Here is a 19,801-nt window from a genome sequence, read left to right as displayed (position 1 = left end):
TCAGTCCACCGTCACGTAGTCGGGGCCGGAGTAGCGGCCGGTGGCCAGCTTCTGACGCTGCATCAGCAGATCGTTCAGCAGCGAGGAGGCGCCGAAGCGGAACCAGTGGTTGTCCAGCCAGTCCCCGCCCGCGGTCTCGTTGACCAGGACCAGGAACTTGATGGCGTCCTTGGAGGTGCGGATGCCGCCGGCCGGCTTCACGCCCACCTGCACACCGGTCTGCGCGCGGAAGTCGCGCACCGCCTCCAGCATGAGGAGCGTGTTGGCGGGGGTCGCGTTGACCGCGACCTTTCCGGTGGAGGTCTTGATGAAGTCCGCCCCGGCGAGCATGCCGAGCCAGCTGGCGCGGCGGATGTTGTCGTACGTCGACAGCTCGCCGGTCTCGAAGATGACCTTCAGGCGGGCGGCGGTCCCGCAGGCCTCCTTCACGGCGGTGATCTCGTCGAACACCTTCAGGTACCTGCCCGCGAGGAACGCCCCGCGGTCGATGACCATGTCGATCTCGTCCGCGCCCGCCGCGACGGCCTCGCGCACGTCGGCGAGCTTCACGTCCAGGGCGGCGCGGCCCGCGGGGAAGGCGGTGGCCACCGAGGCGACCTTGACGCCCGAACCGGCGACGGCCTCCTTGGCGACGGCCACCATGTCCGGGTAGACGCAGACCGCGGCCGTGGTGGGGGCCGTGCGGTCCGTCGGGTCGGGATGGACCGCCTTGGCGCCGAGCGCCCGGACCTTGCCCGGGGTGTCCGCGCCTTCCAGTGTCGTCAGGTCGACCATCGAGATGGCGAGGTCGATGGCGTACGCCTTCGCGGTGGTCTTGATGGAACGGGTGCCGAGCGAGGCGGCGCGCGCCTCGAGGCCGACCGCGTCGACGCCGGGCAGCCCGTGCAGGAAACGGCGCAGCGAGCTGTCGGACGCAGTGACGTCGGAGAGCGGCGGCGCGGAGGGTGCAGTCGTGGGCATGGTCACCAGGTGAGCATATCTACGCGCGTAGCGGCTGTACACCCCCGGCGGTGTGGAGCGGGGCACCTCGGGGGGAGGGGAGGCGGGGAGCAGAGGGCGGGGAGCAGGAGGTGGGCGGGTGGCTGGTTCGGAGGTGAGGGGCGGGGGTGGGGCGCGGTCTGCGGGCGGGGTGGGTCCGGTGTGGGGCGGCCGCTGGGCGGTGGTGGTTTCGGTGGTGGGGTGGCTGCTGGGCGGTGGTGGGGCGGCCGGAGGGGTGCCGTGGCTGTGGTGGTGCAGGCGGCGGTGCTCGGGGTGGGCGGTCGCCTGTGGGGGGAGCGTGGTGCGGGGGGCGGGGTCGGGCACAATCGGGGCCATGACGACGCCCGAGCACGAGTCCCCCGCGCCGCAGCCGCCGGCCCCCGAGTTCCAGGACCGGGTCCGCCGGTCGTCCGGCGCCATCGCGGGCGGTGTCCTCCTGCTCGCGATCATCCTGTGGCTGGGTCTCGACGCGATGTTCAGCGGCAGTGGCCGCACGCCGTGGCTGGCGCTGGCCGGGATGATCCTCACCGTGCCGCTCGTGATCGCCTTCACCTTCCGGCCCGCCGTGTACGTCAACGACGACCGGCTGCGCGTACGCAACCCCTTCCGCGTGATCGTGCTGCCCTGGAGCCAGGTCGCGGGCCTGCGCTCGGGGTACTCCAACGAGGTGATCGCCGCGTCCGGCGCGAAGTACCAGCTCTGGGCCGTGCCCGTGTCGCTGCGGGCGCGCAAGCGGGCGGCCCGGCAGGAGGCGCGGGCCGCCGCCGCGGGGGAGCCCGGGGCCACCGGCCGCGGCGGGCTCTTCGGCCGGGGAGCCGTCGGCGGGCTCGGGGGTGTCGCGGGAGGCGCCCCGAGGGCCGGGGGCACGGCGGGCGCCGGCGGGCCCATCCGGGCGGAGGGCGACCAGTTCATGAACGACCTGCGCGAACTGCAGGAGTCCCGCGCGCACGCCGAGAGCGCGCAGGGCGAGGTGACGGTCCGCTGGGCCTACGAGATCGCCGGTCCGGCGCTGGCCGGTGCGGTGGTCCTGGCGATCCTGCTGGCCGTGGGCTGACGGGCCGGCCACCGGGCCACCGGAACGGCGCAGCGGGCCCCGGCTTCGGCCGGGGCCCGCTTGCGAGCGCGGTCGGACCCACCCGGCCCAGGCCGCGTCAGATGCCTGCCGCTGCCGACAGGTCGCGCTTGATCGCCGCCAGCAGCCCGGCGGCCTTCTCCCGGGCCGCCGGGAGGTCCGCGTGGTCCGCCACCGGGACCACCACCTCCAGATAGCACTTCAGCTTCGGCTCCGTGCCCGACGGGCGGACGATGACCCGGGCGCCGTCCAGGGTGTAGCGCAGGCCGTCGGTCGGCGGCAGCGTCTGCGTGCCCTGCGTCAGGTCCTCGGCGCGGGTGACGGGCAGGCCCGCCAGTGCGGTCGGGGGCTGCTCGCGCAGGCGGCGCATCGCGTCGGTGATCAGGGAGAGGTCCTGCACGCGGACCGAGAGCTGGTCCGTGGCGTGCAGGCCGTGCTCCACCGCGAGGTCGTCGAGGAGGTCCAGGAGGGTGCGGCCCTCCTCCTTGAGCCGGGAGGCCAGCTCCGTGATCAGCAGGGCGGCGGTGATGCCGTCCTTGTCCCGTACGCCCTCCGGGTCCACGCAGTAGCCGAGGGCCTCCTCGTAGCCGTAGCGCAGGCCCTCCACGCGGGCGATCCACTTGAAGCCGGTGAGGGTCTCCTCGTAGGGCAGGCCCGCCTTCGCGGCGATGCGGCCGAGCAGGGAGGAGGAGACGACCGACTCCGCGAAGGTGCCGTGCGCGCCGCGGGCGACCAGGTGGGCGGCGAGCAGCGCGCCGACCTCGTCGCCGCGCAGCATGCGCCAGTCCGCGCCGTCCTTCACGGCCGCCGCGCAGCGGTCCGCGTCCGGGTCGTTGGCGATGATCAGGTCGGGGCCGGTCTCGCGGGCCTTGGCGAAGGCCAGGTCCATCGCGCCGGGCTCTTCCGGGTTGGGGAAGGCGACGGTCGGGAAGTCCGGGTCCGGGTCGGCCTGCTCGGCGACCAGGGCGGGGGCGGGGAAGCCCGCGCGGGCGAAGGCGGCGAGCAGGGTCTCCTTGCCGACGCCGTGCATCGCCGTGTAGACGGTGCGGGCCGTGCGGGGGGAGCCCTGGGCGAGGACGGCGTCCGTACGGGCCAGGTAGGCCTCCAGGACGTCCTCGCCGAGCGTCTCCCAGCCGGTGTCGGGGCGGGAGACCGCGGTGAGGGTGGTGATCGCGTCGATCTCCGCCGCGATCTCCGCGTCCGCGGGCGGGACGATCTGGGAGCCGTCGCCCAGGTACACCTTGTAGCCGTTGTCGCGTGGCGGGTTGTGGCTGGCGGTGACCTCCACGCCCGCGACCGCGCCGAGGTGGCGGATGGCGAAGGCGAGGACGGGGGTGGGCAGCGGGCGGGGGAGTACGGCCGCACGCAGGCCGGCGCCGGTCATGACGGCGGCGGTGTCGCGGGCGAAGTCCGCCGACTTGTGGCGGGCGTCGTAGCCGATGACGACGAGGCCGGCCGTGTCGGTCCCGTGGGGGATGCCCTGCTTCTTCAGGTACGCGGCGAGGCCGGCGGCGGCGCGGATGACCACGGAGCGGTTCATGCGCAGGGGGCCCGCGCCCAGTTCGCCGCGGAGGCCGGCGGTGCCGAACTGGAGGGTGCCGGCGAAGCGTGCCGTCAGCTCGGCCGTGTCGCGCGCCTCGATGAGCGCGGCGAGTTCCGCGCGGGTGTCCGCGTCGGGGTCCTCGGCGAGCCATGCCTCGGCCCGGGCCATGAGGTCGTCGTCGTGCACGTCGGGTCAGCCTCTCGTGTCGTCGGTGGTGCGGGGTGCCTGCGGCGCGCTGTACGGGGCGCTGGCCGGTGTGGTGTGGCTGGTGAGGGGGGTGCGGGGGTGCCTGCGGCGGCCCGTGCAGGGGGTGGGGGTGCGCCGGGGGGGTGTCCGTCCTCGGAACGGCGCGGAATCGGTCACTTGTTCAACCAGTGCCCGGGTTGACGCGCCGACCGCTGCGGGCGGACACCCCCCGACACGTCCCCTCCCCGCCGTACGCGGCTGCGGGCAGGACCGCCGCGGCCCGCCTCCGGGTGCGGGCTACAGGCGGTCCAGGACCTGGGCCAGCAGGGAGCCCATGCGGGTGGCGCTGTCGCGGCCCGCCTGGAGGACCTCCTCGTGGTTGAGGGGTTCGCCCGTCATGCCGGCGGCGAGGTTGGTCACCAGGGAGATGCCCAGGACCTCGGCGCCGGCCTCGCGGGCGGCGATCGCCTCCAGGACCGTGGACATGCCGACCAGGTCCGCGCCGATGACGCGGGCCATGCGGATCTCGGCGGGCGTCTCGTAGTGCGGGCCGGGGAACTGAGCGTAGACGCCCTCCTCCAGGGTGGGGTCGACCTCCTTGCACAGGGCGCGCAGGCGCGGGCTGTAGAGGTCGGTCAGGTCGACGAAGTTGGCGCCGACGATCGGGGAGGTGGCGGTCAGGTTGATGTGGTCGCTGATCAGGACCGGCTGGCCGGGGCGCATCCCTTCGCGCAGGCCGCCGCAGCCGTTGGTGAGGATCATCGTCTTGACGCCGGCCGCGACGGCGGTGCGCACGCCGTGGGCGACGGCGGCCACGCCGTGACCCTCGTAGTAGTGGGTGCGGCCCAGGAACACCAGGGCCCGCTTCGAGCCCGTGCTGTACGAGCGGATCCTGCCACCGTGGCCCTGGACCGCCGGCGGCGGGAAGCCGGGCAGCTCGGTGACCTGGAACTCGGCGTCGGGGGCGCCCAGGGCGTCGACGGCCGGTGCCCAGCCGGAGCCCATCACGAGGGCGACGTCGTGGGTCTCCGCGCCGGTGAGTTCCCGCAGGCGCGCGGCGGCGGCGTCGGCGGCGGCGTAGGGGTCGCCCTGGATGTCGTCCGGAAGAAGAGATGCGTTCACGCGGACGAGGGTAGCCGGAATTCGCCTACGCGCGTAGATGACAGAGCTCACGGGAACGGGATCGTTGCCTTGTCGTTTCCGACAAGGTGCCGGTGCCGGGAGTCTCAGCAGGGGCGCTTGCGCAGTTCCATCACATAGTCGTGCGGGGCCCCGGCGGACTCGGCCGCGTCCGCGATCTCGCCCAGGTAGCGGGCGGAGGGCAGACCGCCCTCGTAGGCGTCGAGGACGTACGCCCAGGCCTTCTCCTCACCCTCCAGGGTGTGCACCCGCACGCGCGTGCGCCGGTAGATGTCCATGCCGACGCCCTCCCAGCGGTCCAGGGACTCCTCGTCCATCGGGGCGATGTCGTAGAGCGCGACGAAGACCTGGGAGATCGGGTCCTCGACCAGGGTCGCCAGGGCGCCCTCCCAGCCCAGCTGCTCGCCGCCGAAGGTCAGCCGCCAGCCGTTCAGCCAGCCCGTCGCGCGCAGCGGCGAGTGCGGAGCGCGGCGGGACATCAGCCGCGCGTCGAGATTGCCGGCGTACGCGGCGTAGAGCGACATGCGTCGAAGGGTACGGCAGCGGCGCGGGCGGCTCATCCGGGGCGGAAGCCGTCTCCCGCACCCGGCGGTGCCCCCGGGGAGGAGCATCTTGAGGAGTGCGGGACAATGGAGTACGTGACTCGGATCGTGATCATCGGTGGCGGACCCGGCGGATACGAAGCGGCGCTGGTGGCCGCTCAGCTCGGCGCGGAGGTGACCGTCGTCGACTGCGACGGTCTGGGCGGAGCGTCGGTGCTGACCGACTGCGTGCCGTCGAAGACCCTGATCGCCACGGCCGAGGTGATGACCACCTTCGACTCCTCGTACGAGGAGCTGGGGATCATCGTCGCCGACGACACCCCGCCGCTGGAGCAGGCCGCCCGGGTCGTCGGGGTCGACCTGGGGAAGGTCAACCGGAGGGTCAAGCGGCTCGCGCTCGCCCAGTCGCACGACATCACCGCCTCCGTGACGCGCGCGGGCGCCCGGGTCATGCGCGGCCGCGGGCGGCTCGAGGGCATGCAGGCCCTGGACGGGTCGCGCAAGGTCGTCGTCAGCACGGCCGACGGCAGCGAGGAGACGCTCACCGCGGACGCGGTGCTGATCGCGACCGGCGGCCACCCGCGCGAGGTGCCCGACGCGCAGCCCGACGGCGAGCGCATCCTCAACTGGACGCAGGTCTACGACCTCACCGAGCTGCCCGAGGAACTCATCGTGGTGGGGTCGGGCGTCACCGGCGCCGAGTTCGCGGGCGCCTACCAGGCGCTGGGGTCCAAGGTCACGCTGGTGTCCTCCCGCGACCGCGTGCTGCCCGGCGAGGACCCGGACGCGGCGGCCGTCCTGGAGGACGTCTTCCGGCGCCGCGGCATGAACGTCATGGCCCGCTCGCGCGCCGCCGCGGCCAAGCGGGTCGGGGACCGGGTGGAGGTGACGCTGGCCGACGGCCGGGTCATCACCGGTTCCCACTGCCTGATGGCCGTCGGCGCCATCCCCAACAGCGCGGGGCTCGGTCTGGAGGAGGCCGGCGTCAGGCTGCGCGACTCCGGGCACATCTGGACGGACAAGGTGTCGCGGACGACGGCTCCGGGCGTCTACGCGGCCGGTGACGTGACCGGTGTCTTCGCGCTGGCGTCGGTGGCGGCGATGCAGGGACGTATCGCCATGTACCACTTCCTCGGCGACGCGGTGGCCCCGCTGAACCTGAAGACCGTCTCCTCCAACGTCTTCACCGACCCCGAGATCGCCACCGTCGGCTACAGCCAGGCCGACGTGGACGCCGGCAAGATCGACGCCCGCTGTGTGAAGCTGCCCCTGCTGCGCAACCCGCGCGCCAAGATGCAGGGCATCCGGGACGGCTTCGTCAAGATCTTCTGCCGCCCGGGTACGGGCATCGTGGTCGGCGGTGTGGTCGTGGCGCCGCGCGCCTCGGAACTGATCCACCCCATCTCGATCGCCGTCGACAACAACCTGACGGTCGAACAGATCGCGAACGCCTTCACCGTGTACCCCTCTCTGTCGGGGTCGATCGCCGAGGTGGCCCGGCAGCTGCACGGGCGCAAGTCGGCCGGCGAGGCGTGAGGGCGGCGGGGAGGGCTCCGGCCTGCGGCCGGATCCGACTCCCCGCCGTGTACGGGGAGTTGCGGACCATGCGCGCGGCATAGGCTGCTGGACTACGGCTTAGAGCTGCGAACAAAAGGGGCGCCCGGCTCGCGACGCCCGGTACGCACGCTCGCGGCGTTGCCGGAAGGCCCTGGTAGCTCCGCTACAAGGGCCTTCCGGCGCCTTGCGATCGCACGCACCGGACGCCGCGAGCTGATCGGACTCCCCTTTTGTTCGCAGCTCTTATACCACTCCCCGTGCCACCTTGCGAACAACTTCTGTTATTCGGTGCAAACTGCTGAAAGCAGACGGTCGCTGGGGTTACTGTCAGTTTCGTGTTCGCTGCTGAACGTCGCCAACTCATCCTCGAAATGGTGCGAGCGAACGGTGCGGTGTCGCTCCGTGAACTCGCCCGTGTCGTCCAGACCTCCGAAGTGACCGTACGGCGGGACGTGCGGGCACTGGAGGCGGAAGGACTCCTCGACCGCCGGCACGGCGGTGCGGTACTGCCGGGCGGGTTCACCCGCGAGTCCGGCTTCCCGCAGAAGTCGCACCTCGCGACCGCGGAGAAGACGGCCATCGCCGACCTCGCCGCGGGACTCGTCGAAGAAGGCGAGGCCATCGTCGTCGGGGCCGGTACGACCACCCAGGAGCTGGCCCGCCGGCTCGCCCGGATCCCCGGGCTGACCGTGGTCACCAACTCGCTGCTGGTCGCCCAGGCCCTCGCCCACGCCAACCGCGTGGAGGTCGTGATGACCGGCGGCACGCTGCGCGGCTCCAACTACGCCCTCGTCGGGTCGGGTGCCGAACAGTCGCTGCAGGGGCTGCGGGTGTCCAGGGCGTTCCTGTCGGGGAGCGGGCTGACCGCCGAACGCGGGCTGTCCACCTCCAACATGCTGTCGGCCTCCGTCGACCGCGCCCTCGTCCAGGCCGCCGCGGAGGTCGTCGTCCTCGCCGACCACACCAAGCTGGGCGCGGACACCATGTTCCAGACCGTCCCGACCGAGTTCATCACCCGCCTGGTGACGGACGAGCCGCCCGCCCACGACGACCGGGCGGGAACCGAACTGCAGGCCCTGGCCGACCAGGGCGTGCAGATCGCCGTGGCCGGTCCGGCGGGAAACCCCGTGGGCGAGCAGGCCCCGGCCCGCGGCGAGCGCCGCCGGGACGTCCCGCTGCCCGGCCCGCGCCGCGGCCAGGTCACGGGTCCGGCCGCCACCCTGCGTGCCACGGGACTGGGCGGCCAGGACCAGTCGGCGGGTGCCGAGCGGGCGGCCCGAGTCGCGGACCTGCGGCGCCGGTGAGCGCTCCCGGGGCCGGGGGCCGTGAGGCCGCCTCCGGTCCCGGGCGGCCGTCGGCGGCGGCCGTCGGCGGGCCCTCACACGGCAGGCGCCCGGCCACCCGCTCGTCGCGGGCCGCCGGGCGCCTGTCGTGTACCGCGGGTGTCAGTCCTTGATCTCGCAGATCGCGGCACCGGAGGTGAGGGAGGCGCCGACCTCGGCGGTGAGCCCCTTGACGGTGCCGTTCTTGTGGGCGTTGAGGGGCTGCTCCATCTTCATGGCCTCCAGGACGACGATCAGGTCGCCCTCCTTGACCTCCTGGCCCTCCTCCACGGCGATCTTGACGATCGTGCCCTGCATCGGGGAGGCGAGCGTGTCACCGGAGGCGACGGGCCCGGACTTCTTCGCCGCGCGGCGCTTGGGCTTGGCGCCCGCGGCCAGCCCGGTGCGGGCCAGGCTCATGCCGAGGGAGGAGGGCAGGGAGACCTCCAGGCGCTTGCCGCCGACCTCGACGACGACCGTCTCGCGGCCGGACTCCTCGTCGGTGTCCGTGTCGGCCGCAGCGGTGAAGGGCTTGATGTCGTTGGTGAACTCGGTCTCGATCCAGCGGGTGTGGACCGTGAAGGGGTCCTCGGAGCCCGTCAGTTCCGGGGCGAAGGCCGGGTCGGTGACGACCTTGCGGTGGAACGGGATCGCGGTGGCCATGCCCTCGACCTGGAACTCCTCCAGGGCGCGGGAGGCGCGCTCCAGGGCCTCCTTGCGGGTGCGCCCGGAGACGATCAGCTTGGCCAGCAGGGAGTCCCAGGCCGGGCCGATCACGCTGCCGGCCTCGACACCGGCGTCGAGGCGGACACCGGGGCCCGTGGGGGCGTCGAAACGGGTGACGGTGCCGGGGGCGGGCAGGAAGTTGCGGCCCGGGTCCTCGCCGTTGATGCGGAACTCGAAGGAGTGGCCGCGCAGCTGCGGGTCGTCGTAGCCCAGTTCCTCGCCGTCGGCGATGCGGAACATCTCGCGGACCAGGTCGATGCCGGCGACCTCCTCGGTGACCGGGTGCTCGACCTGGAGGCGCGTGTTGACCTCCAGGAAGGAGATGGTCCCGTCCTGGCCGACGAGGAACTCGCAGGTGCCGGCGCCTTCGTAGCCGGCCTCCTTGAGGATGGCCTTGGAGGCGCGGTACAGCTCGGCGACCTGGGCCTCGCTCAGGAACGGCGCCGGGGCCTCCTCGACCAGCTTCTGGTGGCGGCGCTGCAGGGAGCAGTCGCGGGTGGAGACCACCACGACGTTGCCGTGCTTGTCGGCCAGGCACTGGGTCTCGACGTGGCGCGGGCGGTCGAGGTACCGCTCGACGAAGCACTCGCCGCGGCCGAAGGCGGCCACCGCCTCGCGGACCGCCGAGTCGTACAGCTCGGGGACCTCTTCGAGGGTGCGGGCGACCTTGAGGCCGCGGCCGCCGCCGCCGAAGGCCGCCTTGATGGCGATCGGCAGGCCGTGCTCCTCGGCGAAGGCCACGACCTCGTCGGCACCGGAGACCGGGTCGGAGGTGCCGGCGACCAGGGGCGCGCCGGCGCGCTGGGCGATGTGCCGGGCGGCGACCTTGTCACCGAGGTCGCGGATGGCGTGCGGCGGCGGGCCGATCCAGATCAGGTCGGCGTCCAGTACGGCCTGGGCGAACTCGGCGTTCTCCGAGAGGAAGCCGTAGCCGGGGTGGACGGCGTCCGCGCCGGACTCCTTGGCTGCCTTGAGGACCTTGTCGATGTCCAGGTAGCTGGTGGCGGGGGTGTCACCGCCCAGGGCGAACGCCTCGTCAGCGGCGCGGACATGCAGAGCGTCCCGGTCCGGGTCCGCGTAGACGGCCACGCTCGCGATTCCGGCGTCCCGGCAGGCCCGGGCCACGCGGACAGCGATTTCGCCACGGTTGGCGATGAGCACCTTGCGCACGATTGAGGCTCCCTCCTTGAAACAAGCCGAGTTTAGGGACTGCCGACACGGCACTTCGACCCGTCCCCAATGGTGAGCTTGCCCACACGGAGCGTGATTCGAGGCTCGCTCGACCCGCGAAAGCCCTAGTCGCACCTCGGTACGCAGGGCTCCTGCGGAAAACCCTAGCCCCACGGTGTGGTCAAGGTCTCTGTGAGAGCGTGCTGCGGCCCACTTCGTTTCTTTGTGGAGTCCCTACGAATGGCCCAATGAATCTTTGCCCTCGGCAGAACCCTTGTCCCCAGGTTTACCCGTTAGTAGCGTTCGCGCTGTCTGACGGTACTGGCGGTAACAGGGCTCCGGGTGGAGCGGCGGTCGGAAGTGGGTGGAACCGGTGGTGCGCAGACCGGTGGCATGGGTCGTGGCGGTCGTGCTCTTCGCGGAGGCGCTCGGTTTCGCGGCGGTGAACTGGCTCCTCGGGGAGGTCGTCCACCGGCAGCGGATGTCCCTGGCCGGTCTGGACTCGAACGTGATGTCGACGTCCTCGAAGATCGGCGGAGTGGTCTTCGGCCTCTACCTCGCCCTGTGCGCCCTGGTCGCCCTGCTCGTCGCCGTGCGCGGCCGCCGCCCGGCCGGGTTCGGGCGCGTGCTGCTGATCAGCGCCGCCGTGGTGCACGCGCTGCTGGGCGCCTTCGCGTGGGGTCTGCTGGGCTGGACGGCGTTCCTGGCCATGATCGTCGTGCTGGCGCTGATCGTGCTGCTCCTGATGACCTACGACCAGGCGGAGGCGGAGGGGGAGCGGCCCCGGCCGCGGCCGGACGCGCCGGCGAGCGGCCCCGGGGGCGGCCCGCACGGCTCTGCTCCGGCGGCTCCCGGGGCCGGGCCCACGGCCTCCTGAGCGGCCTGCTCAGCTCTCCCGGGGCGGCGCCCACAAGGCGGTGATGCCCACGCCCAGTTCCGCCAGCAGCCGGCGCACCAGGGGCAGGCTGAGGCCGATGACGTTGCCGTGGTCGCCGTCGATGCCGTCGATGAACGGGGCCGAGCGGCCGTCCAGGGTGAAGGCGCCGGCCACGTGGAGGGGCTCGCCGGAGGCGACGTACGCGGCGACCTCCTCGTCCGTCGGCTCCCCGAAGCGGACCACGGTGGAGGCGGTGGCCGAGGTGTGGCGGCCGGTCGCCGTGTCCCAGACGCAGTGCCCGGTCTGGAGGGTGCCGGCCCGGCCGCGCATCGCCTTCCAGCGGGCGACGGCCTCCTCGGCGTCGGCGGGCTTGCCGAGCGCCCGGCCGTCGAGGTCGAGCACCGAGTCGCAGCCGATCACCAGGGCGCCCTTGACCTCCGGGCGGGCCGCCACCACGGAGGCCTTCGCCTCGGCGAGGGCCAGCGCCAGCTCGGCGGGGGTGGGGGCGGTGATCGCGTCCTCGTCGACCCCGCTCACGATCACCTCCGGGTCCAGCCCGGCCTGCCGGAGCAGCCCGAGCCGGGCGGGGGACTGGGAGGCGAGCACGAGTCGGCGGCGCGGCTGGTCAGTCATGCGGTCAGGGTATCGGCGGGGCCCGCGGTCGCGCTCACCTCAGCCCGATCGCGAACATCGCCACCACCATGGCCAGCGCCATGAGAACACCGAGCCGCCGCAACATCGCCTGCATGTCGCGCAGTTCCTTCGGAGGCTCGTTCTCGGGGTCGGACCACAGCATTCCTCGATGGTCCGGCCGGGGGCGGGGCCGGCGCCTGAGTACGCGTACTCAAGTTGGTGACGGCCCGGCCCGCGCGGTGCCCGCGGGCCGGGCCGGGCGGTCAGCTGGGCCAGTACGTCCGTGTCCAGGCCGCCGGGCCCGGGCGGGGGGTGCGGCGGGCGGCGACGCGGGACGGGTCGGCCCAGGAGTCCCGGGGGCCGGGCGCGCCGGACGGCTGGACGGCCGCCGCCGCGGCGCGCGCCCGGACCACCGCCAGTGCGGCGGCCAGCTCCTCCGGGGTGGGGTTGCCTCGTAGGACCCTGATGGTCACAGCGGCTCCTTACAGGGCTCAGAGGGGGATGTTGCCGTGCTTCTTCGGAGGCAGGGATTCCCGCTTGGTGCGCAGTTGACGCAGGCCGCGGACGACGTGGGCCCGGGTGTCGGACGGCATGATCACGGCGTCGACGTAACCGCGTTCGGCGGCGACGTAGGGGTTGAGCAGCGTGTCCTCGTACTCCTGGATCAGACGGGCGCGGGTCGCGTCGGCGTCGTCACCGGCGTCGGCGATGGTGCGGCGGTGCAGGATGTTGACCGCGCCCTGGGCGCCCATGACGGCGATCTGGGCGGTGGGCCAGGCCAGGTTGAGGTCGGCGCCCAGGTGCTTGGAGCCCATCACGTCGTAGGCGCCGCCGAAGGCCTTGCGGGTGATGACCGTGATCAGCGGGACCGTCGCCTCGGCGTAGGCGAAGATCAGCTTGGCGCCGCGGCGGATGATGCCCTCGTGCTCCTGGCCGACACCGGGCAGGAACCCGGGCACGTCCACGAAGGTGAGCACCGGGATGTTGAAGGCGTCGCAGGTGCGCACGAAACGCGCGGCCTTCTCGGAGGCGTCGATGTCCAGGCAGCCGGCGAACTGCATCGGCTGGTTGGCGACGATGCCCACCGGGTGCCCCTCGACACGGCCGTAGCCGGTGAGGATGTTCGGGGCGAACAGCGGCTGCGTCTCGAAGAACTCGGCGTCGTCCAGGACGTGTTCCACGACGGTGTGCATGTCGTAGGGCTGGTTCGCCGAGTCCGGGACGATCACGTCCAGCTCGCGGTCCTCGTCGCTGACCGTCAGATCGGCCTGCTCGGGGAAGGCGGGCGGCTCGGAGAGGTTGTTGGACGGCAGGTACGACAGCAGCTGCTTGACGTACTCGACGGCGTCCTTCTCGTCGGCGGCCATGTGGTGGGCCACGCCCGAGGCGGAGTTGTGGGTGCGGGCGCCGCCCAGCTCCTCGAAGCCGACGTCCTCACCGGTGACCGTCTTGATCACGTCCGGGCCGGTGATGAACATGTGGCTGGTCTGGTCGACCATGACCGTGAAGTCGGTGATCGCGGGCGAGTACACCGCGCCGCCCGCGCACGGGCCGACGACCAGGCTGATCTGCGGGACGACACCGGAGGCGTGGGTGTTGCGGCGGAAGATCTCGCCGTAGGCGCCGAGCGAGGCCACGCCCTCCTGGATGCGGGCGCCGCCGGAGTCGTTGATGCCGATGACCGGGCAGCCGGTCTTCAGCGCGAAGTCCATCACCTTGCAGATCTTCTGCCCGTATGTCTCGCCCAGCGCGCCGCCGAAGACGGTGAAGTCCTGGGAGAAGACGGCCACCGGACGGCCGTCGACCGTGCCGTAGCCGGTGACCACACCGTCGCCGTAGGGCCGGTTCGCCTCCAGGCCGAAGTTCGTGGAGCGGTGCCGGGCGAACTCGTCCAGCTCCACGAACGAGTCCTCGTCCAGCAGGAGTTCGATCCGCTCACGGGCCGTCAGCTTGCCCTTGGCGTGCTGTTTCTCCACGGCCCGCTGCGAACCCGCGTGCGTCGCTTCCTCGATACGCCGCTGGAGATCCGCGAGTTTGCCCGCGGTGGTGTGGATGTCGGTCTCTTGGCGCTCTTCCGGCTCGGACATCGGGATCGCGGCTCCCTGCCTGCTCAAAAGGGGGGACGGTTACTCATCCGTAGACTAATGGGGCCCCCACCGTTCGGCAGTGCGGCGTTTCCCACACCTAGGGTGGGTTGCATGACGCCGCGAGATGCAGCAGACGACAGCCACGGCAAGCCCGGCGACCCGCCGCGGGGAAGCCGCTGGTCCGACCTCGACCGCCCGCCCCTGAACGTCGCGGCACTGCGCCGCGGACTGGTGCGTGAGGGCGGCCTGTGGTCCGAGGTGCAGGTGGTGCAGCGCACCGGTTCCACCAACGCGGACCTGGTGGCCCGGGCGGAGGCGGGGGAGGCGGCCGAGGGCGCCGTCCTCGTCGCCGAGGAACAGACCGCCGCGCGCGGCCGCCTGGACCGCCGGTGGAGCGCCCCGGCCCGCTCCGGGCTGTTCTTCTCGGTGCTGCTGCGGCCGGCCGGGGTGCCGGTGGCCCGCTGGGGCTGGCTGCCGCTGCTCACCGGCGTGGCGGTCGCCACCGGACTGTCCCGCTCCGCCGGTGTCGACACGGCACTGAAGTGGCCCAACGACCTGCTGGTGACCGTCGGTCACGAGGAACGCAAGGCCGGCGGCATCCTGGCGGAAGGGGCCGGGGACGGCGGGGTGGTCCTCGGCGTCGGCATCAACGTCACCCTGCGCGAGGACGAACTGCCCGTCCCGCAGGCCGGCTCCCTGGCCCTGGCCGGGGCCGTGAGCACGGACCGCGACCCGCTGCTGCGCGCGGTGCTGCGCTCGCTGGAGGAGTGGTACGGGCGCTGGCGGGAGGCGGGGGGCGACCCGGCCGCCGCGGGTCTGCAGGAGACGTACGCGGCGGGGTGCGCGACCCTGGGACGTAAGGTGCGGGCCGAGCTGCCGGGCGACCGTTCGGTGGTCGGCGAGGCGGTCGCGGTGGACGGCGACGGCAGGCTCGTCCTCGCCACCGAGAACGGCGTGCAGGAGCCGGTGGGCGCGGGCGACATCGTCCATCTGCGGCCGGCCTGAGCGGGAAGGGGGTGCGGGACGGGCGGGCGGCCCGGCGCGCCTGCGCCCCGCCGCCGGGACGGGCGGCCGGCGTACGGTCCCGCGGCCGGTGGACGGCCGGCCCGCGAGGCGGGCGGTCCCGCGGCCGGGCGGGCGACGGCCCAGCTCAGCTCCCTGCGCGGACCGCTGTGACGGAGTGAGCTGGCGCACACCTGCCGTAGAGTTGAGGCCGGTCGATACCTGACCGTGACAGATCGGAAGGGCAGCAGGCGTGACCGTCGACGACACGGGCTCGGGTGCGCAGGACGCGGACGGCCGGGTGGACCCCCACGCCGCCGACTCCGGCGAGGACCCGCTCGCGCTCCGTCTCGAACAGCTCATCCTGGGCGCGGAACGGCGCTACACCCCCTTTCAGGCGGCCCGCAGCGCCGGCGTCTCCATGGAGCTGGCCTCGCGCTTCTGGCGGGCCATGGGCTTCGCCGACATCGGCCAGGCCAAGGCGCTGACCGAGGCCGACGTCCTGGCGCTGCGCCGCCTCGCCGGTCTGGTCGAGGCCGGGCTGCTCAGCGAGGCCATGGCCGTGCAGGTGGCCCGGTCCACGGGGCAGACCACCGCCCGGCTGGCCGAGTGGCAGATCGACTCCTTCCTGGAGGGGCTGACCGAGCCGCCCGAGCCGGGCATGACGCGCACCGAGGTGACGTACCCGATCGTCGAACTGCTCCTGCCCGAGCTGGAGGAGTTCCTCGTCTACGTCTGGCGGCGGCAGCTCGCCGCCTCCGCCGGGCGGGTCGTGCAGGTCGCCGACGACGAGGAGATGGTCGACCGGCGCCTGGCCGTGGGTTTCGCCGACCTCGTCGGCTTCACCCGGCTGACCCGCCGGATGGAGGAGGAGGAGCTGGGCGAGCTGGTCGAGGCCTTCGAGACGACCGCCGCCGACCTGGTGGCCGCGCGCGGCGGGCGGCTGATCAAGACGCTCGGTGACGAGGTGCTGTACGCCGCCGACGACGCGGGCACGGCGGCGGACATCGCGCTGCGGCTGGTCGAGACCATGGAGAACGACGAGACGATGCCGGAGCTGCGGGTCGGGATGGCGTTCGGCACGGTGACCACCCGGATGGGCGATGTGTTCGGCACGACCGTCAACCTCGCCTCCCGGCTGACGTCCATAGCCCCGCGTGACGCCGTGCTCGTCGACAGCGCCTTCGCCGAGGAACTGATCCGCACCGGCGATTCCCCCGCCTCCGAGGCGCAGGCGGCCGAGGCCGCCCAGGCCGCGGAGAAGGAGGGCGAGGAACCGCCGGTGTACCGCTTCGCCCTGCAGCCGACCTGGCAGCGTCCGGTGCGCGGACTCGGCGTGGTGGAACCCTGGCTGCTGACCCGCCGGGCCGAGCCGGCCCCGTGAAGGGGGCCGGGCGCCGAGTCCCGGGTCCTGAGTCCCGGGTCCTGAGCGTCCTGTGACCGAGTCGGGTTCTGATGCGTCCTGTGCCGGGAGCCGGGCCGTGAGCGGTCTGCTCCGAGCCTCATGCGCCGGGCGCGGCGCCGGGTGCCGGTGCCGGGCGGTGGGCCGCTGTGTGCCGGGTGTGCGTCAGCGGAGGCCGACGCACACGCCGATGACCGGGATGCACAGGTCTCCGTCGCCCCCGCTGCCCGCGCCGCCCCCGCCGGAGGGCGGCGGCGGGGGTGCCGGGGCGCGGGTGCTCGGCGCGGGCGCCGGTGTGGAGGGGTGGGGGGCCGGGGCGTGGGACGTGCCGGCGGGCGCGGGCGGGTGAGCGGGAGCGCCCGGCGGGGGCGTGGTCTCGGGGCGCTGTGACGCGGTGCCCGCCGCGGCGGGGCCCGCCGCCTGCGCCGGGCCGGTGGACGGGACCGGGCCCGTGCCGTACGCGGAGGCGGGCGGTGCGGGAGCGGTGCCCGGAGCCGCCGCGGCGCCGATGCCGCCCATGGGGAGCGCGGAGGAGGGCAGGACCGACGGCCCCTTCCCCGCCCTCGCCGTGCCGGTCGCGGTGAGGGCGGCGCCGGACGACGGGGCGGCCGTGACGCCGCCCTGACCGGGGTGCCGGTAGGGCTCCGCCTCGGCGGTCCCCGGACCGCCGTGCCCGTACTCCGAGGTCAGGCGTACGAGGCTCAGCACACCGGCGGTGACGGCCAGCGCGCCCGCGGTGAGCAGTACCCGGCGCGGCCGGGGCCGGCGGTGCCGCCCCCGCAGGCGCGGGCCCCGGAAGGGAGCGCGGCGACCGGATCGGCCGGATCCGCCAGGGGTGGCGTCGCCGGGATCCGCGGCGCCGGGGGCGCTGTCTCCCGGACCTGTGCTGGCGGGGGCGCCGTCTCCCGGACCTGTGCTGCGGGGGGTGCTGCCTTCGGGATCTGTGCTGGCGGGGGCGCTGTCGCCGGGGGCGATGTCTCCCGGGCCCGGGTCCGGGGCGTCCGAGGTGCTGCTCCCTGGGTCCCTGCCGCCGTCGCGGTCGCCGGTGGTTATGGCGTCCTGCTCTGCGGTGCCGGTCGTGTCCGTCCTCATCGCGCTCCTCCCCGATGCGCTCGCGCCCCCCGTTGCGCCGTGGCGGACGCACGTTATGCGGTGGCGCAGGGGTTTCACGCGGGTCGGCCGGAATGTCACTCGAACGGGGTGCCGGGTCTCGACAGGGAGCCCCTTTCCCCGTACGGGCGCGGCTGAGATGATCGGGGCGGTGATCTGTTAACCCGCGTTAACCGGGAGGGTGTCATGAGCGAGGAGCGGTTCGGGGAGTTCGTGCTGGTGCGGCGGCACGGCCATGTCGCGGAAGTCGTCCTCGACCGGCCCAAGGCCATGAACGCCGTGTCGACGGACATGGCCCGGTCGATCGCCGGAGCGTGCGCGGCGCTCGCCGCCGACCCGGAGGCGCGCGTGGTCGTCCTGTCCTCCTCGCACGAGCGGGCGTTCTGCGTCGGGGCCGACCTCAAGGAGCGCAACTCCTTCACCGACGCCGACCTGCTGCGGCAGCGGCCGGTCGCGCGCGGGGCGTACACCGGCGTACTGGAGCTGCCGATGCCGACCGTCGCCGCGGTGCACGGTTTCGCGCTCGGCGGCGGGTTCGAGCTGGCGCTCTCCTGCGATGTGATCGTGGCCGACCGTACGGCCGTGGTCGGGCTGCCGGAGGTGTCCGTGGGCGTGATCCCCGGCGGTGGCGGCACGCAACTGCTGCCCCGGCGGGTCGGCGCGGCGCGTGCCGCGGAGCTGATCTTCACCGCGCGGCGGCTCGAGGCGGCCGAGGCGCGCGATCTGGGGCTGGTGGACCTGCTGGTGGAGGAGGGCCGGGACCGCGAGGAGGCGCTGGAGCTGGCCGCCCGGATGGCGGCGAACTCCCCGGTGGGACTGCGCGCGGCCAAGCGGGCGCTGCGGCTGGGGCAGGGGCTGGACCTGCGGGCCGGTCTGGAGGTCGAGGACGCGGCCTGGCGTTCGACGGCCTTCTCGGCGGACCGCGCGGAGGGCGTCGCGGCCTTCAACGAGAAGCGGGCCCCGCGCTGGCCGGGTGAGTGAGCCCTTCCCCGATTCTTCCTTCCGGGCCCGTTCTGTCCGGGCCGTCCGTTCCGCGCGGTCCCGGCTAATTCGTCCCTCCCGGGCGGTCCCGGCGGGGCCGTCTCCCCGGGGCCGTCCGTGCCGGGCGAAACCCGGCGGGTCCTTCCGCCCGGATCACCGCACCGGTTCCGTCCGTGGCCGTGGTCACGGCCTCTCTCAGCCCCACCAATGTCCCGAATCAGGTGAAACCTCCCTAGCCTGGGGTGATGGGCGAGAACAGGCGACTGGCCGCCGTCGTGGCGTTGGCGCAGGGGATGGCCGCGGCGCACACGCCGCGGGAGTCGTGGCGGGCGGCGGCGCTCGGGGCGTGCCGGGCGCTGGAGGGCAGCTTCGCCGCGCTGTCGGTGTGGGAGCGCGAGCGCGGGCGGCTGCGGGTGCTGGTGAACGTGGGGGACCGGGCGCCCGAGGAGGAGGAGTTCCCGGAGGGCGAGGCGTACCCCGTGCACCAGTTCCCGGAGATCGCCGAGTTCCTGCACGAGCGGTGGGCCTCCGGCGGCGAGCCGGACGCGTGGGTGGAGACCGCCGAGGGCCCGGCGGCGGGACAGCCGGGTTACTGCCACCAGCGGGTCGCGGCGCTGCGCCGGCGCGGCCGGGGCTGCTGCGTGGTCGCGCCGATCGTGCAGCACGGCCGGGCCTGGGGTGAGCTGTATGTCGCCCGCCCGGCCGGCCGGACCGTCTTCGACCGGTCCGACGCCGACTTCGCCACGGTCCTCGCCGCCGTGGTGGCGGCGGGCCTCGCGCAGACGGAACGGCTGGAGGAGGCCCGCAGGCTGGCGTTCACGGACCCGCTCACCGGGCTCGCCAACCGCCGCGCCGTGGACGTGCGGCTGGAGGAGGCGATCGAGCGGCACCGCGAGGACGGGGTCGTCGTCAGTCTCGTCGTCTGTGACCTCAACGGGCTCAAGCGGGTCAACGACACCCTCGGCCACGCGGTCGGCGACCGGCTGCTGGAACGATTCGGCTCGGTGCTGTCGCTGTGCGGGGCGACGGTGCCCGGCGCCCTCGTGGCCCGGCTCGGCGGCGACGAGTTCTGTCTGCTCGCGGTCGGCCCGGCCGCCGACGAAGTGGTCAAGGCGGCCGACGAGCTGTGCCGGCGGGCGGCCGAGCTGGAGCTGGGGGAGGGCGTCGCCTGCGGAGTGGCGTCGACCGAGGACGCGATCGGACCGGTGCCCTCGGCCCGCCGGCTGTTCCGGCTCGCCGACGCCGCGCAGTACCGGGCCAAGGCGCTGCGGGCGGACCGTCCGGTCGTCGCCGGCCGGGAAGGCCCCGCCGACCCGGTGGTCCGCCTGGCCGACGAGCCTCCGGCCGCCCCCGACGCACCGGCCGAGCGGCGCCGCTTCCGGGGGCGCCGGCCCTGACCTGCCCCGGCGGGGCGGACCGGCGGCCGTGGTAAGGGTCACCCCCCGGACCCACTAGTGACATCTCCGCATTCAC

General features: G+C 73.7%; 18 protein-coding genes. 8 read left to right on the top strand and 10 right to left on the bottom strand.

The features are described 5' to 3' along the window. Positions 1 to 960 carry a deoxyribose-phosphate aldolase gene (deoC, locus tag AC6I72_RS11920; RefSeq protein WP_037861083.1) on the bottom strand — a complete coding sequence of 320 codons (960 nt, stop codon included), beginning with the start codon at positions 958 to 960 and terminating at the stop codon, positions 1 to 3. Positions 961 to 1,312: 352 nt separating this feature from the next. On the opposite strand from deoC, the gene AC6I72_RS11915 reads away from it, so the two are divergent. Then, the gene (locus AC6I72_RS11915) at positions 1,313 to 2,032 is read left to right on the top strand and encodes a PH domain-containing protein (protein ID WP_498000762.1); all 720 of its coding nucleotides are present in this window, start codon (positions 1,313 to 1,315) and stop codon (positions 2,030 to 2,032) included. 97 nt (positions 2,033 to 2,129) lie between these two features. Here the strand turns inward: AC6I72_RS11915 and AC6I72_RS11910 are convergent, their stop codons facing one another. The 3 genes from AC6I72_RS11910 to AC6I72_RS11900 form a co-directional block, all read right to left on the bottom strand. Beyond that, on the bottom strand, positions 2,130 to 3,761 hold the full coding sequence (locus AC6I72_RS11910; RefSeq protein WP_498004658.1) for a phospho-sugar mutase: 1,632 nt from the start codon (positions 3,759 to 3,761) through the stop codon (positions 2,130 to 2,132). Positions 3,762 to 4,076: 315 nt separating this feature from the next. Beyond that, positions 4,077 to 4,901, bottom strand: a complete 825-nt coding sequence (locus AC6I72_RS11905) for a purine-nucleoside phosphorylase (RefSeq protein WP_498000761.1) — start codon at positions 4,899 to 4,901, stop codon at positions 4,077 to 4,079. 104 nt (positions 4,902 to 5,005) lie between these two features. Continuing rightward, complete coding sequence (locus AC6I72_RS11900; protein ID WP_498000760.1) at positions 5,006 to 5,443, bottom strand: gamma-glutamylcyclotransferase family protein; 438 nt, start codon at positions 5,441 to 5,443, stop codon at positions 5,006 to 5,008. Positions 5,444 to 5,548: 105 nt separating this feature from the next. Here AC6I72_RS11900 and AC6I72_RS11895 point away from each other — a divergent pair, with 105 nt between their 5' ends. Continuing rightward, positions 5,549 to 6,997, top strand: a complete 1,449-nt coding sequence (locus AC6I72_RS11895; RefSeq protein ID WP_498000759.1) for an NAD(P)H-quinone dehydrogenase — start codon at positions 5,549 to 5,551, stop codon at positions 6,995 to 6,997. 356 nt (positions 6,998 to 7,353) lie between these two features. After that, positions 7,354 to 8,322 (top strand): DeoR/GlpR family DNA-binding transcription regulator, encoded by a 969-nt coding sequence (locus AC6I72_RS11890; protein WP_078884273.1) that lies wholly within the window; start codon positions 7,354 to 7,356, stop codon positions 8,320 to 8,322. A gap of 141 nt (positions 8,323 to 8,463) precedes the next feature. Here AC6I72_RS11890 and AC6I72_RS11885 read toward each other — a convergent pair whose 3' ends face one another. Continuing rightward, positions 8,464 to 10,236: an acetyl/propionyl/methylcrotonyl-CoA carboxylase subunit alpha gene (locus AC6I72_RS11885; protein ID WP_498000758.1), complete on the bottom strand. Its 1,773-nt coding sequence runs from the start codon at positions 10,234 to 10,236 to the stop codon at positions 8,464 to 8,466. A 373-nt stretch (positions 10,237 to 10,609) separates the two neighbouring features. Between AC6I72_RS11885 and AC6I72_RS11880 the strand changes: the two genes are divergently transcribed. Continuing rightward, positions 10,610 to 11,113, top strand: a complete 504-nt coding sequence (locus AC6I72_RS11880) for a hypothetical protein (protein ID WP_498000757.1) — start codon at positions 10,610 to 10,612, stop codon at positions 11,111 to 11,113. A 9-nt stretch (positions 11,114 to 11,122) separates the two neighbouring features. On the opposite strand, the gene AC6I72_RS11875 is transcribed toward AC6I72_RS11880, so the two are convergent. The 4 genes from AC6I72_RS11875 to AC6I72_RS11860 all read right to left on the bottom strand — a co-directional run bounded on the left by AC6I72_RS11875 (position 11,123) and on the right by AC6I72_RS11860 (position 13,833). Beyond that, positions 11,123 to 11,746 (bottom strand): Maf family protein, encoded by a 624-nt coding sequence (locus AC6I72_RS11875; RefSeq protein ID WP_037861386.1) that lies wholly within the window; start codon positions 11,744 to 11,746, stop codon positions 11,123 to 11,125. Positions 11,747 to 11,780: 34 nt separating this feature from the next. Next, positions 11,781 to 11,909, bottom strand: coding sequence for a morphogenic membrane protein MmpB (gene mmpB, locus AC6I72_RS11870; RefSeq protein WP_267883417.1), 129 nt, complete (start codon positions 11,907 to 11,909; stop codon positions 11,781 to 11,783). Positions 11,910 to 12,009: 100 nt separating this feature from the next. Continuing rightward, positions 12,010 to 12,219 carry an acyl-CoA carboxylase epsilon subunit gene (locus AC6I72_RS11865; RefSeq protein ID WP_498000756.1) on the bottom strand — a complete coding sequence of 70 codons (210 nt, stop codon included), beginning with the start codon at positions 12,217 to 12,219 and terminating at the stop codon, positions 12,010 to 12,012. Between the two features lie 18 nt (positions 12,220 to 12,237). Continuing rightward, positions 12,238 to 13,833, bottom strand: coding sequence for an acyl-CoA carboxylase subunit beta (locus tag AC6I72_RS11860; protein WP_498000755.1), 1,596 nt, complete (start codon positions 13,831 to 13,833; stop codon positions 12,238 to 12,240). A gap of 111 nt (positions 13,834 to 13,944) precedes the next feature. On the opposite strand from AC6I72_RS11860, the gene AC6I72_RS11855 reads away from it, so the two are divergent. Beyond that, complete coding sequence (locus AC6I72_RS11855) at positions 13,945 to 14,838, top strand: biotin--[acetyl-CoA-carboxylase] ligase (protein ID WP_498000754.1); 894 nt, start codon at positions 13,945 to 13,947, stop codon at positions 14,836 to 14,838. A gap of 250 nt (positions 14,839 to 15,088) precedes the next feature. Then, entirely contained in the window at positions 15,089 to 16,219 is a 1,131-nt protein-coding gene (locus tag AC6I72_RS11850) for an adenylate/guanylate cyclase domain-containing protein (protein ID WP_498000753.1), read from the top strand. Between the two features lie 183 nt (positions 16,220 to 16,402). On the opposite strand, the gene AC6I72_RS11845 is transcribed toward AC6I72_RS11850, so the two are convergent. Next, positions 16,403 to 17,329: a hypothetical protein gene (locus tag AC6I72_RS11845; RefSeq protein ID WP_498000752.1), complete on the bottom strand. Its 927-nt coding sequence runs from the start codon at positions 17,327 to 17,329 to the stop codon at positions 16,403 to 16,405. A 204-nt stretch (positions 17,330 to 17,533) separates the two neighbouring features. Here AC6I72_RS11845 and AC6I72_RS11840 point away from each other — a divergent pair, with 204 nt between their 5' ends. Both AC6I72_RS11840 and AC6I72_RS11835 read left to right on the top strand, forming a co-directional pair. Beyond that, positions 17,534 to 18,328 (top strand): enoyl-CoA hydratase/isomerase family protein, encoded by a 795-nt coding sequence (locus tag AC6I72_RS11840; protein WP_498000751.1) that lies wholly within the window; start codon positions 17,534 to 17,536, stop codon positions 18,326 to 18,328. A gap of 245 nt (positions 18,329 to 18,573) precedes the next feature. Further along, positions 18,574 to 19,725: a GGDEF domain-containing protein gene (locus AC6I72_RS11835; RefSeq protein WP_366723557.1), complete on the top strand. Its 1,152-nt coding sequence runs from the start codon at positions 18,574 to 18,576 to the stop codon at positions 19,723 to 19,725. Positions 19,726 to 19,801: the final 76 nt, after the last annotated feature.

Source organism: Streptomyces sp. Xyl84 (assembly GCF_059731885.1).
The sequence above is the reverse complement of the archived record's forward strand: the minus strand, read 5'-3'. Positions and strand labels throughout refer to the sequence as shown.

Bases quoted from the DNA above. Each gene is read 5' to 3' on its own strand.
- deoC (WP_037861083.1), bottom strand. From the start codon at position 960: ATGCCCACGACTGCACCCTCCGCGCCGCCGCTCTCCGACGTCACTGCG.
- AC6I72_RS11915 (WP_498000762.1), top strand. From the start codon at position 1,313: ATGACGACGCCCGAGCACGAGTCCCCCGCGCCGCAGCCGCCGGCCCCC.
- AC6I72_RS11910 (WP_498004658.1), bottom strand. From the start codon at position 3,761: ATGGCCCGGGCCGAGGCATGGCTCGCCGAGGACCCCGACGCGGACACC.
- AC6I72_RS11900 (WP_498000760.1), bottom strand. From the start codon at position 5,443: ATGTCGCTCTACGCCGCGTACGCCGGCAATCTCGACGCGCGGCTGATG.
- AC6I72_RS11895 (WP_498000759.1), top strand. From the start codon at position 5,549: ATGGAGTACGTGACTCGGATCGTGATCATCGGTGGCGGACCCGGCGGA.
- AC6I72_RS11875 (WP_037861386.1), bottom strand. From the start codon at position 11,746: ATGACTGACCAGCCGCGCCGCCGACTCGTGCTCGCCTCCCAGTCCCCC.
- mmpB (WP_267883417.1), bottom strand. From the start codon at position 11,909: ATGCTGTGGTCCGACCCCGAGAACGAGCCTCCGAAGGAACTGCGCGAC.
- AC6I72_RS11860 (WP_498000755.1), bottom strand. From the start codon at position 13,833: ATGTCCGAGCCGGAAGAGCGCCAAGAGACCGACATCCACACCACCGCG.
- AC6I72_RS11855 (WP_498000754.1), top strand. From the start codon at position 13,945: ATGACGCCGCGAGATGCAGCAGACGACAGCCACGGCAAGCCCGGCGAC.
- AC6I72_RS11845 (WP_498000752.1), bottom strand. From the start codon at position 17,329: ATGAGGACGGACACGACCGGCACCGCAGAGCAGGACGCCATAACCACC.
- AC6I72_RS11840 (WP_498000751.1), top strand. From the start codon at position 17,534: ATGAGCGAGGAGCGGTTCGGGGAGTTCGTGCTGGTGCGGCGGCACGGC.
- AC6I72_RS11835 (WP_366723557.1), top strand. From the start codon at position 18,574: ATGGGCGAGAACAGGCGACTGGCCGCCGTCGTGGCGTTGGCGCAGGGG.